Here is a 16139-nt window from a genome sequence, read left to right as displayed (position 1 = left end):
TTTAATAGTTTAGATTGCAGTCCAACCGCCGTCTACCACAAGGTTAGCGCCGGTCATGTATGTCGAAGCTTCGCTGGCCAGGAATACCAGGGCTCCCTGGTAATCGGAGGCGGTAGCCATTCTCCCCAATAAGGTTTTAGCAGAATAATTACGGATAAAGAACTCCTGTTGCTGGTGCTCTACACCACCGGGCGACAGGGTATTGACCCTTACGCCCCTGTGGCCCCAGTAGGCCGCCAGGAAACGCGTAAAATTGAGCACGGCGCCTTTGGTTATGGGATAGGCCGCCGATTTATAAAAGGTCTGTTCGCCGGCATCGTTGCGGTAGATGTTCTGGTCCGGACCTACCATGCCATAGGTAGAGGCAATATTGATAATGCTGCCCGAGCCCTGCTGCGCCATCAGGGTACCGATTACCTGGGAGCAAAGAAATACGCCGGTAATATTTACATCGATCGAAAGCCGGAAGGCATCGAGCGGGTAGTTTTCGAAAGCCGAGAGCTCTTTGGCCATGGCCGGATGCTCGAAGCGGTCGTTGATGGCTGCGTTATTGACCAATACATCGATCCTGCCGAAACGGGCAGTAACCTGTTGAGCGGCTTCCTGCACCGAATTTTTATCGGTAACATCGAGCCCGATGCCCAGGTGCTGCTCGCCCAACCGGTCGGCAAAAGTACCGGCCGATTCGCCGTCCAGGTCGGCCACTACTACATGGGCGCCGGCTGCCGCCAGGGCTTCGCAATGTTTTTTACCCAGCAGACCCAGTGCGCCGGTTACCACGGCTGTTTTTCCTGTTAATGAGAATAGTTCCATATTACAGTGCGCCGGCCGGTTTAGGTTTGATGTTATGGTTGCTTACTTTGCGGAATACGGCTTCCAGTACGGCGCCGCGCAGGTAGGCGGCTATGTTGCCGCTTTCGATGGCTTCTTTCATCACCGGCATTATGTCACGGTAGGCGTCGAGGGTATATTGGATATCGGCGCTGGTATGACTGTAGCACATGTTATGGAAACCGGCCCACAGGATACCGCGTTTGATCATTTCCTGCTGCATCAGGGTTTTCAGCTCCAGTGCATTGCCTGCTGCCGGTGCGAAGGTCACCATGCTGCGGCAGTTGTAGCCAATGCAATGGGTATAGTTGTCCAGGCCCGCCTCTGTGGCGATACGGTTATAGCCGTCTTTCAGCAATGCGCCCTGCTCATCGAGATAAGCCGGTACATTCTTATCTCGCAGCTCCTGTATGGTAGCAATGCAGGCCGCGAGCGAGAGGGCTTCGCCGCCAAAGGTGGTATAGCTGAATACTTCGCTGTTAAAGAGCGACATCACATCGGTACGGCCGGTAAGCAAGGCTATGGGCATACCATTGGCACAGGCTTTGGAATACACAGCCAGGTCAGGCGTTACGCCGAAGTACTCCTGGGCGCCGCCCAGGGCAATACGGAAGCCCGTCCACATTTCGTCGAAAATAAGCAGGGTGCCATTGGCTTTGCATAAGGCCGCCAGCTCCTGTAAATAACCGAGTTTGGGGGCTTCGAAGATGAAGGGTTCGAGTATCAGTGCGGCCACATCCTCGTCCAGCGCAGCTTTTACCGATTCTATATCGTTGTATTCAAAAGTAAAGGTCATGTCGCGTACGCTGTCGGGAATGCCGGCATGCCTGCTGGTAATGCCGATATACCAATCGTGCCAGCCATGGTAGCCACAGCAGAACACTTTGTCGCGCCCGGTAAAGGCACGGGCCACGCGGATGGCGGCCGAACAGGCATCGGCGCCGGTTTTGGTGATCTTCACCGCTTCCGCATTCGGGATCACTTCACGGATCAGCTCCGACAGTTCCACTTCCAGCGGCGACATCAGCGAGAAGGTAATGCCGTCCTCCAGTTGTTTTTTAATGGCTTCGTCTACCGCAGGATAAGCATATCCCAACGATATAGGGCCTATGGCTGCGTTGTAGTCGATATACTCGTTGCCGTCTACATCCCATACCCGGGCGCCTTTGCCTTTTTGCAGGTAAATGGGCGCTACGCCTTTCGTAAACTGGCCGGGGCCTTTGGCGAGGGTTTGGGTAACGGGATGCTGCACCTGGAGTGCGCGTTCGTACAGGGCATTGGATGCGCTGATGTCGGGGTAATTGGTGTTAAACTGAACAGTATTGGCCATGGGAAAAATTGTAAAAGTTATCGGGGTTATTCTGCAAATTCATTGGGCTGGGTCCGCACGCTTTCGCGGCCTACTTCATAACCGAGTATCTCCTCGGCGATCTGTTTGCCGGTAAAACCTTCGAACTGCAGCACATCGGGCAGCAGTGCGGGTTTAAACCATTTATCCTTAAGGGCAAAGGGCAATACATTGGCGGTAACGCGGTGTTTGAGCAGGGTTTCTGCCACGATGCTGTACAGACCGCCGGTCAGGAAGTGATCTTCGATGGTTACCATCAGCCGGCTGTCGGCTGCTTGCAGTATAGCTTTCTCATCTACGGGCTTCAGGCTGCGCATGTTTACGATGCCTACCGATTTGCCTTCGCCACGCAGGATGTCGGCGGCCAGCAGGGTTTGTTCCAGCATCAGGCCATAGGTCAGCAGGGTTATGTCGTCGCCCGTGGCTATCAGCTCAGCTTTACCGGGTTCAAAAGGTTCATGTTTAAAACTTCCGGGCCGCGTATTGATCCGTACATAAGCAGGATGCGGCGAAGCCCATATAGCGGGCAGCATCTGCTCCAGGTCGTCTTCGTCGGCCGGGGCATAAACTTCCATATGCGGTATGCCGCGCATCAGCGAAATATCTTCGATAGCCTGGTGGGTAGGCCCGTTGGCATCAGAGAGGAAGCCGGGTATAAAACCGCTGAGTTTTACCGGCAGGTTGGCAATCCCGATATCGGTGCGGATAAATTCAAAGGCCCGCATGGTAAGAAAAGCGGTAAGGGCGTGTACCACGGGTATGCGGCCTCTTAAAGCCAGGCCTGCAGCAGCGCCGATCATGGTTTGCTCGGTAATGCCGGTATCGATAAAACGGTTGCCGAGTATACGCGGCATATTCCTTACCAGGGCGCGGTTTTCCGCGGTCATCACCACATAGCGTTCGTCGGCAAGGGCGGTTTCGGAGAGTAGTTGTTCGTAGGGCATATTAACGTACGACTAAGGTTTCTGAAGTTAAAAGGGCCGGTCGGCTACCATCGAGCTCCGCCAGCAATTGGTCGATTTCTTCGCCGGAAAAATTGCAGAACCAGCGGTCTGCGCGGCTTTCGATACTGGGCAATCCTTTGCCTCTTACCGTATCGGCTATGATCACATGGGGTTTTCCTTGTGGTGTACAGGCGCTGAAAGCCTTGTCTATAGCGGCAAAGTCATGCCCGTTGATGCGCTGTACCGCTGCGCCAAAAGCGGCAAACTTATCGGTAAGCGGTTCCAGGGGGATCAGTTCCTCGGTGGCTACATTGGCCTGGAACTGGTTGCGGTCCACGACAAATACCAGGTTGTCGAGTTTATAGGCCTGGGCCACCAGCATGGCTTCCCAGCAGGTGCCTTCGTTCAGTTCGCCGTCGCCCAGGATACAGATCACGCGGTTGTTGCCCTGCCTGATCTTAATGTCCATGGCTACACCAATAGCTACCGAAGGCAGGTGCCCCAGCGACCCCGAATGGAATTCGATGCCGGATACCCGCGTATTGGGATGCCAGTAAATATGATCGTCGATCGAAAGGTGGTTCTGTAACCGCTCGCGGTTAATGATGCCGGCTTCGGCCAGTGTGCCGTATAAAGCCGGTACATCGTGCCCCTTGGACAGGAAGAGGTAGTCGCGGTCTTCGTGGTCCAGGCTGCTCTTGTCGATATGGAGGAAGCCGGAGTACAGGTAAACGAGCAGGTCGGCCGCAGAGAGCGAGGCGCCTATAAAGCAACCGCCGCCTGTGGCCATGCGGATAATGTGTTGTCTTACCGTAAAGGCTTTTTCTTCAAGCAGCCGGTGTTGTTCTGTGGAGAATAGCATGTTCGTCGTATTGGGGCCGGTTCAGGACAGAATACGTGTCTGGTCCGGTGTGATGGTTTTAAGTTCCTGCAGGTGGTTGCGGTACCAGTTTACGCCGGCATACCGGGCATTGATCTCGTAGATAGCGGGATCGTTTTCCAGCAATTGCAGGATATCGTTACACGAAAAATTTTTCCTGCGCGGGTAAAGTTTCTGGTATACGCTACATATAAATGCATAGTCTTCGGGATAGTCGATCGTAAAGCGGTGCGACATGGAAAAATTCAGCCCCGTACCCCAGGGTACATTGGCAATGCGGAACTGCTCCGGGTTTTCCCAGATATAGGGTGTGGTATGCTCCAGCTCCAGGGGGCGCGAAGCCTCTTGCCAGGTACGTTCCAGGCATGCCATGGTCATAAGCTCCACATCGTTGCCATCGGGCAGGGTAGCGGGGTGCAGGTTACCTACATAATCGTAGCTGTAGCGGTGGTCGAAGAAGAAGTCCAGCACCTGGTCGATGATCCTCGGGTCGATCAGCGGGCAGTCGGAAGGGATCTTCAATACTACATCCGCATGGTGTTGTACCGCTGCCTGGTAATGCCGGTCCAGCAGGTTGTCCATACTGCCGCGGTAGCAGGGCACGCCTATGGTTGCCGCTTCCTGTTCGATCAGGTCGTCGCCGGTATCGGTAGAGGTCGCAATCACGATGGTGGCCTTGTAATAGCTCATCTGCAGCCGTTCTACCATACGGGCCAGCAACGATTTGCCCAGTATGGGCATCATGGCCTTACCCGGCAGCCGGCTCGACGACATACGCGCCTGTACGATGATAACGATATGGTCCTGTAACGACATGTATTTATAAATTACCTGCGGCAGCCAGTTCATACTGCGGCAGCGCCACAGGATGATAGGAGTACTGCGTTTTAAAATCGGATTTCGGTCCTTTGAATAACAGGAAGTCGCGGCATACCTGTGCGATATTGAGCGCCGAGGTACCCTGGTTTTGTATCGGCACCTGGCGTTTCAGCGTATCCAGGTCGAACCAGGAATGTACTTTTTTACCCAGTGCGATACCGGTATAAACCACAGTCGAGTACTGGGTGATCAGTTCGCTGCAATTGGCGATCATATGGTGTGTATTGCCTTCCTGGAAGATCAGCGCATCGGCGGGTGCATATTTCCGGATCTCTTTGATAGCACGCTCTTTCTTCTCATTGGGATGCAGCTTAAACAACATGGGCCTGCCCTGGGCAATAGCGACCGTCTCCCGGATAAAGCGCGGACGGTTCTCCACCCTTGCCGTCTCCCGCATGTCGGTAGTGGCCACCATGACGTAGTCGCGGTAGGGGAAATCATTGTCGCGGTATTGGGCTACATGATCATAATTGGGAATACCGGTCACCAGGATCTTGTCGCGCTCGGTGCCCAGCCCGGAGATGTAATTTTTATATCCTTCGGAAGCCGCGCAATACACGTCGCAGGCATTGGTTGAGCCGTTGAGCGAAGTATTGAAACAAAGGTGCGGCGGCAGGTTGAGCTTTTGCACCAGGCGGCTGAGTACGGTGTATTTATCGATCATGCCTTCCTGTACCCACAGGGTCCGGGTTTTGCGCATGCGGTGCGGTACAATAAGGTCGCTGCAAAATACAACCAGGTCGTAGATGCCGTCGAGTGCGCGGTAATCGATGCGCTTGCCTTCCTGCCGGAGCAAAGCTTCTGCCTTCTGCCGGAAAGGTTTAGCGATTATTGTTTTGTCGACCAGGTTGGTATGTTCGGTCAGAAAACGGAGTAGCGGTGCGTCGGTAAAAACCTGGCTGAACCTGCAATCATATTCCGGCAACGCTGCAGCAATCTGCATCATCTGGGAAGTCTGGTTGGGGGAGCCGGTTAGGAACAGTATTTTCCTGTGTATGCCCATCAGGTAATCGTAATATGAGCGCAAACTTATAGCAGGACCTGCACCGTAAAATCACCGGAAAGTAAACATAACATACAGATGATATTTTACTAACCCGGAAATATTATATAATTAATATTGTGATAATACAAACTTTATATCTATACCTGTATGGCTTGCTGAACGGGCATTACAGGATAGTTGATGGTAGCAACATTTAAAAATTAGTTGATACCGAATTAATATTCCGATGACAGAGCGCGGGTACTTTTGCGACAAAAGAATATTCCATGACGCCTGCCGCTCCTGTAAGGATCAGCCTGTTGTACCTGTTCCTGTTTTTGATACCGGCAAGATATAAGGAGTTGCATGCACAATGTGTCGTATTGCCGAATGCTTTTGCCCATAACGATTACTGGCATAAGCGCCCCCTGCACGATGCGCTGGACAACGGCTTTACCCATGTCGAGGCCGATATTTACCTGCAACGCGGCGCATTGATCGTAACGCATGTACTGCACCCGGTGTTTTACAACCGCAGGCGCACGCTCGAACGCCTGTACCTGCAACCTATCGAGGAGCGGGTACGCAGCCATGGCGGCTCGGTCTATGCAGGCGACAACCGCCCGCTGATCCTTATGATCGATATTAAAACCAATTCCTCCAAAACCTATAAAGTGCTGGCGCCGCTACTGGAACGCTACCGGCACATGCTTACCGAGTATAACGACGGACAGATCATACAACGGCAGGTTACCGTAGTGCTTACCGGCCGCAAACCTTCCGGCCTGCTCGCAGCGCGCAACCGGCTGGCCTTTATCGATGAGGACCTGCGTAAGACAGTTAATGATACCTCGGTAAGTGATGTATTTCCCATTGCCAGCTGCCGTTATACCCGGCTGCTCGACTGGGATGGTACAGGCAGTATGCCCCAGGCCCAGAAGAAGCGGCTTTGCGCTTTCGTACAGTTTGCACACCGGCAGGGTAAGAAGGTAAGACTGTGGGCATCGCCCGAAAAAGAAACGGTATGGCGTGCACTGCTCGACTGCGGGGTAGACCTGATCAATACGAATAAACTGGAAAAACTTAAGATGTTCCTGTTAAGCCGGAACCCGGAAACGACTGTCCTGACGCATACGAACTGATGATTGCGTACATAGTAATAGCATAACATTTTCCTTACGGTTTGGTTACATAACCTGCTTTATTTTGTAAAACTTTCCCCGATGAAACTGCCTGTCCTTTTCCTGTTGTTGTGTGGCGCCTTTGCTGTCCGTGCACAGACCAGCCCAAAAACACAGCATGTCTTCATAATCACTATCGATGGCCTGCGGTGGCAGGAAGTATTCGGTGGCGCCGATAAAGCGATTGTCGGCAACCGGGAGTATGTAACCGATCCCGTTTTGCTGAAGCAAATGTATTGGGACGATAATACCACGGAGCGTCGCAAAAAGCTCATGCCTTTTCTCTGGAACATTGTTGCCGGTAAAGGCCAGTTGTATGGCAACCGCCGCCTGGGCAACAAAATGAATGTCTCCAATTTTTACAAATTTTCCTACCCCGGTTACTGCGAAATGTTTACCGGTTTTGCTTCAAGGCGTTTTGTGCCTAATACCCCGGTAAGCAACCGCAATACCAATATCTTCGAATTTCTCAACAAGCGCCCGCGTTTCCAGGGCAAGGTAGCTGCCTTTACTTCCTGGAATATTTTTCCCTATATCCTTAATGAAAAACGCAGCGGCTTCCCGGTCAACAGCGGTTATGAGGCGCTCGAAGGTGCGGACAGCAATGCCGTGTTCGCGGCGATCAATAAGCTGCAGGACAGTGTTGCCGATAAATGTCATACCCGCTACGACGAGCTTACTTTCCTGGGGGCTAAAGCATATGTCAAGCAGCAACATCCCAAAGTTATGTTGCTTGCCTTTGGCGAGTCCGACGAGTTTGCCCACCACGGGCAATACGACCGTTACCTCCAGTCTATTGCCAAGGTCGACCGGATGATCGCCGAACTCTGGTATATGGTCCAGGCCGACCCGGTATATAAAGACAATACCACCTTTATTATTACTACCGATCATGGCCGCGGGCGTAAACCCAATACCTGGACCGATCACCTCTTCCTGGTTGGTGGCAGCCGCGAGATCTGGATTGCCATGCTGGGCCCGGGTATTCAACCCCTGGGCGAGATTAAAACAGCACAGGTGCTGTACCAGAAGCAGGTTGCTGCCACCATAGCCGGCCTGCTGGACGAACATTTCGTTTGTGAGCACGCCGTGAGCAAAGGCATTCCCCTGCCCGAAGAAGCGCCGGCCTCTATGATCGCCTCGGGTCAGTAAAAAATCTGTGCCTGATTTACCCGCATGCTTATCTACTAAGGCATACGCTGTTCCCTTCCGCATCGTTGTACACTACAACATTCCCCGAAAGCATTTGATTAAAGGTCTTTGCCCACCTGTATATGTCCCTGCGGCCCGTGGTCTGTGGCATGTATTTTGCTGCATTTTATCGCTGGTAATATAGTCTTGTAATTATATTTTATGCGTGTTTGGTTGATGGCGTTACCTTTCTTGTATACCCTTTATGGTATCAATATAATCTATAATTAGCTTGCCATATCTATAGTACATCAGTTCAGATTTTGGGATTCTGAAATATACCCACAAAGTCTATATGTATTATGATTTCATTTATGTTTTGTATTCGTATAAAGTATTGGCATATCAATCTAAATAATGTGTTATGAAAAACCGCTACTGGCTTTTTTATTATAATTAATTACAATAATAAACTTGAACATATTTCAGTTTTTTAACGGTGGATGCTGTATTTCCCTGGTGCAAAAAAGCGTCATAACGAACGGTAGCAGCAGCCGTTGCAATACCGATTGAATAGGAAATTTAAGTATGTTTCAAATTCTATATTTTAATACGTAAAGGAGAATTTTAAAAACAGTTATTTCTATTTAAAATGTTGGTTTTAAGGTTATTAGGATAATTTATTTATAATTTATTATTTCGTTAATAAATTATGCTTTTCAAAAAAATAATTTAGATAATACATCTTTAGATGAACAGAATAACGATAATTCGAAGTATTTTTGCCCGCGGCTTAGTTTATATATATTGAAAAAAACACATAATATTATATTGCACCAAAGTAATATTATCATTAACCAAATAGGATAATATTTTATCTCCAATTTTTACCTATGCAGCGCAATAAATTTTCCGAATCCGATATACTGATTATTTCCCCGTTTGAAAAGCCGGATGTGCACCTGGCTTTAGCCGCATCGAAGGCCGGCGCCTTCCCCGTAATACACCTGGGTTGGAATACGGATGAAACTCTTAAGGCGTTGGAAACGATCGCGAAACAGGACCGTGATCTTTTCGGTATCCAAATGGTTACCGCCTTACCGGAGCCCGTACTGCTACCGCAAAACGTAGTGCTGGTCATTGCACCCTGGTCCCTGCATACGGTTGTACCCATGGAGGGGCATATCAGCCGGGTATACCAGGTTACAACGCTGCAGGAAGCCATAGATGCCGCTGCTGCCGGGGCCGCTGCATTGATCGTTAAGGGTAACGAAAGCGGGGGTAAAGTAGGCGAAGAGTCGGCTTTTATCCTTTTTCAACGCGTTATTGCCCGGGTAAACAACATCGATATTTACCTGCAGGGCGGTATGGGTATACATACTGCTGCGGCTGCCAAAGCACTGGGCGCCAAAGGCGTGGTGCTGGATAGCCAACTGGTGCTGTTTCGCGAATGCGCTGCGCCCGAAGCCATTAAAAAGATAGCGGAAAAACTGCATGGCAGCGAAACGCGCATCATCGATAACTACAGGGTATTGTTACGTCCCGACTCGCCGGTATTACCCGCCGGAGCGGATTTTGAGTCCATCCGGCCATTGCTCGGTGGATGGGATATTACCACTAACCTGTTGCCATTGGGACAGGACGTGGCTTTTGCGGCCAGCCTGGCTAACCGTTATAAAAAAATAGAACACCTGGTATTCGCCCTGCGCGAAGCGATGCACGGGCACCTGCAACAGGCCCGCGCCCAGGACGCCCTGCGGCCCGGCAATACGCTGGCGCAGGACCTTGGCATTACTTATCCTATTGCTCAGGGGCCCATGACCCGTGTAAGCGATGTGCCCGGGTTTGCAGCAGCAGTAGCCAATGCCGGTGCTTTGCCCTTCGTAGCGCTCAGCCTGCTTAAGGGACCACAGGCGCAGGAACTGGTACGCCAAACCAAGACCCTGGCGGCCGGCAATACCTGGGGAGTAGGCATATTGGGTTTTGCGCCGCCCGAACTGCGCGAGGAACAATTGGCGTTGATACGGGAAGAATGCCCGCCTGTAGTGCTTATTGCCGGGGGAAGGCCCTCGCAGGCCAAGCCGCTGGAAAAGCTCGGCATAAAAGTATTCCTGCATGTACCCTCCGTGGTATTGCTTGATATGTTCCTGCGCGAAGGAGCCCGGCATTTTGTATTCGAAGGCCGGGAATGCGGCGGCCACGTAGGTCCGCTTACCAGTACCGTGCTTTGGGAAAAACAGATCGAACGCCTGTTGCAGGAAGACGATCTTACCGGTACCAGTATGTTTTTTGCCGGTGGCATCCACGATGCTTTATCCGCGGCCTTTGTGGCCGTCATGTCTGCCCCGCTTACCGCAAGGGGCGCCAAGGTAGGGGTGCTCATGGGCACGGCTTATATCTTTACCCATGAGGCGGTACAAACCGGTGCGGTGCTGGAACAATTCCAGCAGCAAGCTATCCGGCAGCAGGAAACTGTATTGCTGGAAACGGCGCCGGGTCACGAAACCCGTTGCCTGTATTCTCCCTTTGCCGATTTTTTTAATAAAGAAAAAGAACGCCTTAACCGCGAAGGCCTGGATAAGAAAGAGATCTGGAAGCAACTTGAGGAGCTGAATGTAGGCCGCCTGCGTATCGCAGCCAAAGGTATAGAACGGCAGCAAAGCGGTTTGGTAAACCTGGATGCTGCCGCACAACTGAACAACGGTATGTATATGATCGGGCAGGTAACGGCTATGCACCAGGATACCCTGAGCCTGCACGAACTGCACGAATCCGTAACAACAGCTACTTACCGGTTTATAGAACAGGCTGTATTGCCTGCCCTGCCTGAAAAGCGTGGTAAAGCGCTGGACATCGCTATTGTGGGCATGGCCTGTATTTACCCCGGGGCAAAAGATATCGAAACCTATTGGCGTAATATTATTACGGGCGCCGACAGCGTAACCGAAGTACCCAACGACCGTTGGAACAAAACCCTGTATTTTAACCCCAGGTCCGATGCGGAAGATATGTCGCATTCCAAATGGGGCGGCTTTATCCCGCGTATCGATTTCGATCCGCTCGAATTTGGTATACCGCCGCAATCGCTTGCTGCTATCGAACCCAGCCAGCTGTTGAGTTTGCTGGTAGCCAAACAGGCGCTTGAAAACGCAGGTTATAAAGACGGCAACTTCAACGCAGAAAACGTATCCGTGATCCTGGGCGCCGAAGGCGGCAACGACCTGGCCAACAGTTATGGATTCCGGAATTATTTTAAACAGGTATTCGGCGAAATGCCCGCTGAGCTGGATCGTGCACTGCCTAAGCTTACCGAGGACTCCTTCCCCGGTGTACTGGCCAATGTGATCTCCGGCAGGATTACCAACCGGCTTGACCTGGGCGGCCGCAACTATACGGTAGACGCCGCCTGCGCTTCGTCGCTTGCGGCTATAGACCTGGCCTGCCAGGAGCTGATACTCGAAAAGTCGGATATGGTGCTGGCCGGTGGTGTAGATCTCCACAACGGTATCAACGACTACCTGATGTTTTCCAGCACCCATGCGCTGTCCCGCAAAGGGCGCTGCGCTACATTCGACGCAGCGGCCGACGGTATTGCCCTGGGCGAAGGTGTGGCCATAGTGGTCTTGAAAAGACTGGAAGATGCCACACGCGATGGCGACCGGGTATATGCCGTTATAAAGGGGGTGGGCGGTAGCAGCGATGGCAAAAGCCTTGGACTGACCGCACCCCGTAAGAAAGGCCAGATCAGCGCCCTGGAGCGCGCCTACGAACAGGCGGGCATATCGCCGGCCAGCCTGGGCCTGTTGGAGGCGCATGGTACCGGTACCGTAGTAGGCGACAAAACCGAGCTTAGTGCACTTACGGATATGCTGTTGCATGCCGGCGCCTTGCCGGCACAAACCCACCTGGGATCGGTAAAGACCCAGATTGGTCATACTAAATGCGCTGCAGGGCTTGCCGGGCTTATTAAAGCCAGCCTGGCGGTATACCACGGAGTAAAACCCGCTACCATACACCTGCAACAACCCAATGCCTATTTCAATGCCGCCACCAGTCCTTTTGCCTTTAACGCCGCTGCCGGCATCTGGACCGATAGCCTGCGCCGGGCGGGCATCAGTGCCTTCGGTTTTGGTGGTACCAATTTCCATGCCGTGCTCGAAAGCCACAAGGCCACACCGGATGCTACAGCGCTGGAAGCCTGGCCGGCCGAGCTTTTCGTGTTCCGCGGCACCACCATGGAGGAAGCGCTGCAGGTAATGGACAAAGTAACGGCGTTGTTGCAGAGCAACGATACCATAAGTTTAAGAGATATTGCCTACAGCCTGGCGGTATACAACGAAATGCCCGTACAGTTGAGCATTGTAGCCGGCAGTGCTGCTGTACTGCTCGACCGCATGTCGGCAGCCGCACAGGGACTTGCGCCCGCCGGTGTATATCGTACACAAAAGAAAGAAGGCAAGCTTGCTTTCCTTTTTTCAGGACAAGGCAGCCAGCGTATCGATATGGCCCGGGAGCTGTTCGTGGCCTTCCCGGTTATGCGGCGCCTGCTGGCCACGCATAAGCACTACGGGCAAGTCCTGTTTCCCGATGCGGTCTTTAGCGATGCAGCACGCGAAGCGCAGTCAGCACGGATAAAAGATACCCGTAATGCCCAGCCTTTATTGGGCATTGTAGACCTGGCCATTGCCGAATACCTCAAATCATTAGGTATTGTGCCTGACATGGTGGCCGGTCATAGTTACGGAGAGTTGCCGGCCCTGTGTTTTGCCGGTGCTTTCGACGCCGCGGAGCTGGTGGGCCTGAGCGCGGCGCGGGCGCAGTCCATTCTCGACGCCGTGGGCGACGATAAGGGTATTATGGCGGCGGTAAGCCTGCCTGCCGATGCGCTGGCCCAACTTATCGAAAACGAACCTGAGGTATGGGCCGTTAACTTTAATGCACCCAAACAAGCGGTGCTGGCCGGTACTACAGCCGCTATGCAACAGTTGATGGAACGCATGAAGGCAGAAAAGATATCGTTCAAACAATTGCCGGTAGCCTGCGCCTTCCACAGTCCGCTGCTGTCGGGTTCCAAAGCCTTGTTTGCAACAGCCCTGGAGCAGGTACCTTTCCATACGCCGAAGCTGATGGTATGGTCGAATACTACCGCCGGTGTATACCCGGCAGCACCGCAAGCGATCAAAGAAAGACTGGCGGAGCACCTGGTACAACCGGTAAGGTTTACCGAAGAAATAGAACTGATGTATGCAGCCGGCGCCAGGGTATTTATAGAAACCGGCCCTGGTAAAGTATTGGCCGGTCTTACCCGTTCGATCCTGGGTAAGGACGAGTTGGTATTGCATACCGAAGAAAAGGACCAGGGCGGTATAAGCTTCCTGCTGGGCACGATCGCGGCTTACCAGGCTACGGGCCGTACCGTTCAGTTGCAACAGTTGTTTAAAGACCGGAATACCCGCCAGGTAATGATCGACGAACCGGAGCGCTACCGTAAAAGCCCTGCACTCTGGCATGTGGATGGGCATAAGGCCTTGCCCGCCTCCGGCAAACTACCGGCGCATGGCGCGTTACCTATCGTACAACCTCTTCAACTCAATCATCAAACCGTTACTATGACACAAGGGCATACTGCTGCTGCCGATCAAATGATGCTGGAATACCTGAATGGTATGAAAATGATGATCCAGGCCCAGCGGGACGTCATGATGAGCTACCTGGGACAGCCGGTGACGACTGCCCCTATGCACCTGAATACAATGCCAGTTGTCCAACCGCAACCGGTAATTCCCGTTGCCCCGGCACAAACGATGATGGCGGCACCGGCGGCTTCCTTACCCGTGGCAGTTACCGATGTAAAGGCGCTGCTGCTCGATGTAGTCAGCGATAAAACCGGTTATCCCAACGAGATGCTGGGACTGGAAATGGACCTGGAAGCCGACCTGAGCATCGATTCTATTAAACGCATGGAGATTATCGGGGAGTTGCGGGATCGCCTGGGTGGTTTTAATACCTCGGGAGCGGCAGAAGAGCAGATGATGGAACAACTGGCTGCTATCAAAACCTTAAATAGCCTGATCGGCTGGATCAAAACAAATACGGCACAGGCGGAACCGGCCACAGTGCAGCCTGCAGCGCAACCTGCATTCGACCTGCGTTCTATACTATTACAGACGGTAAGCGACAAGACGGGATACCCGGTCGATATGCTGGGGCTCGAGCTCGACCTGGAAGCCGACCTGAGCATCGACTCCATTAAACGCATGGAGATTATCGGCGCCCTGCAACTGGCAATAGGTTGGAGCGGCAGCGACGGTAACGAAGAGGATATGATGGAGCAACTGGCAGCCATTAAAACCCTGAGCGGTTTGCTGGGCTGGTTGAACGAGGGCCGTAACCCCAGCCCGGTCGAAGAGGCGCAACAGATTATCGACGACGGTATTAAACCGGAATATAAACATGCAGCAAGCAGGATATCGAGAATGCGTTTTGAAATAACCGCCGCACAAACGGCGACGGCCGACCCCGGATTACTGCAGGGGCGGCGCCTGGCCATCACCGACGATGAGGGGCTGATTTCGATCGCCGTAAAACAGGTGCTCGAAGCACAGGGAGCAATTGCCAGTTTAGTAACCATGGACGATAACCTGGAGCAATACGATGGGCTGATCATTATCAACGCGCACGCCTCTGCCCGGCTTTATAACATTATGGAGGGTTTTTCCCTTATAAAAAAACTCAACCCCGAAAAGGCATCCTGGATCTTTACCTTCAGCGATCTTACAGGGCATATGAACCAGCAGGGCGATCTTAAAATGCTGCGTCGTTACCAGGGCTACCCCGGTCTGATGAAGAGCCTCGACCGCGAGCTGGAGCAGACCCGATGCCGCATGATCAGCCTGCAGTCGGTGCTGGAGCCCGAAGCCTTTGCCCGGATCGTATTACAGGAATTGTTGTATACCGATGCTCCTGCAGAAATAGTGTACCGGGGTACGGAAAGACATTATTATAACCTGGTGCCTGCAGACCTGGTCCGTAGTGCCGGTGCGGCAATGCCCGACCTGGACAAAGAGGCCGTAGTACTGGTGTTTGGCGGTGCGCAGGGCATTACTGCGGAGTTGACCAACCGGTTCGCAAAAGACTATCCCTGTCATTATATCCTGGTGGGTCGTTCGCCCGATCCGCAGCAGCACAACGATGGCCGGTATACAGCCTGCAATACGAAGGAAGAGATCAGGAAACAGCTGATTGCGGAAGGGGTATTGAAATCGCCTGCCGGGATCGAAAAGAAAGCACAGGAGCTGTTTAAGCATAACCAGATCCTGCAAACGATACAGGCATTGCAACGCAACGGCGCCCGGGTTACCTACCGCTCGCTTGACCTGAGGGACGAGCCGGCCCTGCGCGATTTTATACACGAGGTATACCGAGATCATGGCCGTATCGACGGTGTAATACATGGTGCCGGTTTGCTGGAAGACAAACTTTTTCAACATAAAACCGCAGCATCTTTCGAACGCGTATTTACCACCAAGGTAACGCCTCTGCGCGTGCTGATCGAAGAGTTGAGAGCAGATGTACAGTTCGTGGTCCTGTTCAGCAGTATCGCATCGGTATACGGTAACCGGGGCCAGACCGACTATGCGGCGGCCAACAGTGTTATGGACCGTTATACCTGGGCCCTGAAGGAAAAAATCAAAGGCCGGGTAACCGCGATCAACTGGGGCCCCTGGAAAGGCGCCGGTATGGTTTCGGCCTCGCTGGAAAAAGAATATGACCGGAGGGGTATCGCAATGATCCCGCTGGAAGATGGACTGGAGCGTTTTGTAGAAGAATTGAAATACGGTAACGAAAGCCAGGTATTGATCATGGCTGGTGATACCTGGTAAGCCCGCATCCGTTCCCAATCATAATTACCCGGGCGCAGCAAGGTTGTTCCATTGCTGTTGTCCAAAGCCAGAATGTT

General features: G+C 52.6%; 9 protein-coding genes. 3 read left to right on the top strand and 6 right to left on the bottom strand.

Going from position 1 to position 16139, the window contains the following annotated elements; all coding sequences use genetic code 11:
• Positions 1 to 9 precede the first annotated feature (9 nt).
• Genes B0I18_RS14160 through B0I18_RS14135 form a run of 6 tightly spaced genes read right to left on the bottom strand, consistent with a single transcriptional unit; the run spans position 10 to position 5909 of the window.
• Positions 10 to 813, bottom strand: coding sequence for an SDR family oxidoreductase (locus B0I18_RS14160; protein WP_106523383.1), 804 nt, complete (start codon positions 811 to 813; stop codon positions 10 to 12).
• A gap of 1 nt (position 814) precedes the next feature.
• Positions 815 to 2161: an aminotransferase class III-fold pyridoxal phosphate-dependent enzyme gene (locus B0I18_RS14155; RefSeq protein ID WP_106523382.1), complete on the bottom strand. Its 1347-nt coding sequence runs from the start codon at positions 2159 to 2161 to the stop codon at positions 815 to 817.
• A 26-nt stretch (positions 2162 to 2187) separates the two neighbouring features.
• Entirely contained in the window at positions 2188 to 3123 is a 936-nt protein-coding gene (locus B0I18_RS14150) for a transketolase family protein (RefSeq protein ID WP_106523381.1), read from the bottom strand.
• Between the two features lies 1 nt (position 3124).
• Entirely contained in the window at positions 3125 to 3985 is an 861-nt protein-coding gene (locus tag B0I18_RS14145; RefSeq protein ID WP_106523380.1) for a transketolase, read from the bottom strand.
• A 21-nt stretch (positions 3986 to 4006) separates the two neighbouring features.
• Positions 4007 to 4819, bottom strand: coding sequence for a cytidylyltransferase domain-containing protein (locus B0I18_RS14140; protein WP_106523379.1), 813 nt, complete (start codon positions 4817 to 4819; stop codon positions 4007 to 4009).
• A 4-nt stretch (positions 4820 to 4823) separates the two neighbouring features.
• A complete protein-coding gene (locus B0I18_RS14135) occupies positions 4824 to 5909 on the bottom strand; it encodes a hypothetical protein (protein ID WP_219905980.1) in 1086 nt (361 codons plus the stop codon).
• A gap of 245 nt (positions 5910 to 6154) precedes the next feature.
• Between B0I18_RS14135 and B0I18_RS14130 the strand changes: the two genes are divergently transcribed.
• The 3 genes from B0I18_RS14130 to B0I18_RS14120 all read left to right on the top strand — a co-directional run bounded on the left by B0I18_RS14130 (position 6155) and on the right by B0I18_RS14120 (position 16062).
• Positions 6155 to 7009: a phosphatidylinositol-specific phospholipase C/glycerophosphodiester phosphodiesterase family protein gene (locus tag B0I18_RS14130; protein ID WP_106523378.1), complete on the top strand. Its 855-nt coding sequence runs from the start codon at positions 6155 to 6157 to the stop codon at positions 7007 to 7009.
• A gap of 81 nt (positions 7010 to 7090) precedes the next feature.
• Complete coding sequence (locus B0I18_RS14125) at positions 7091 to 8200, top strand: alkaline phosphatase family protein (RefSeq protein WP_106523377.1); 1110 nt, start codon at positions 7091 to 7093, stop codon at positions 8198 to 8200.
• 872 nt (positions 8201 to 9072) lie between these two features.
• Positions 9073 to 16062, top strand: coding sequence for a type I polyketide synthase (locus B0I18_RS14120; RefSeq protein WP_106523376.1), 6990 nt, complete (start codon positions 9073 to 9075; stop codon positions 16060 to 16062).
• The last annotated feature ends 77 nt before the right edge of the window (positions 16063 to 16139 follow it).

The sequence above is a fragment of the Taibaiella chishuiensis genome, assembly GCF_003014535.1.
GTDB classification, from domain to species: Bacteria; Bacteroidota; Bacteroidia; order Chitinophagales; family Chitinophagaceae; genus Taibaiella; species Taibaiella chishuiensis.
This window is presented reverse-complemented; position numbering and strand designations above follow the sequence as displayed.

Excerpts from the sequence above, each read along its gene's own strand:
- B0I18_RS14160 (WP_106523383.1), bottom strand. The coding sequence starts at position 813 with ATGGAACTATTCTCATTAACAGGAAAAACAGCCGTGGTAACCGGCGCA.
- B0I18_RS14155 (WP_106523382.1), bottom strand. The coding sequence starts at position 2,161 with ATGGCCAATACTGTTCAGTTTAACACCAATTACCCCGACATCAGCGCA.
- B0I18_RS14150 (WP_106523381.1), bottom strand. The coding sequence starts at position 3,123 with ATGCCCTACGAACAACTACTCTCCGAAACCGCCCTTGCCGACGAACGC.
- B0I18_RS14145 (WP_106523380.1), bottom strand. The coding sequence starts at position 3,985 with ATGCTATTCTCCACAGAACAACACCGGCTGCTTGAAGAAAAAGCCTTT.
- B0I18_RS14140 (WP_106523379.1), bottom strand. The coding sequence starts at position 4,819 with ATGTCGTTACAGGACCATATCGTTATCATCGTACAGGCGCGTATGTCG.
- B0I18_RS14130 (WP_106523378.1), top strand. The coding sequence starts at position 6,155 with ATGACGCCTGCCGCTCCTGTAAGGATCAGCCTGTTGTACCTGTTCCTG.
- B0I18_RS14125 (WP_106523377.1), top strand. The coding sequence starts at position 7,091 with ATGAAACTGCCTGTCCTTTTCCTGTTGTTGTGTGGCGCCTTTGCTGTC.
- B0I18_RS14120 (WP_106523376.1), top strand. The coding sequence starts at position 9,073 with ATGCAGCGCAATAAATTTTCCGAATCCGATATACTGATTATTTCCCCG.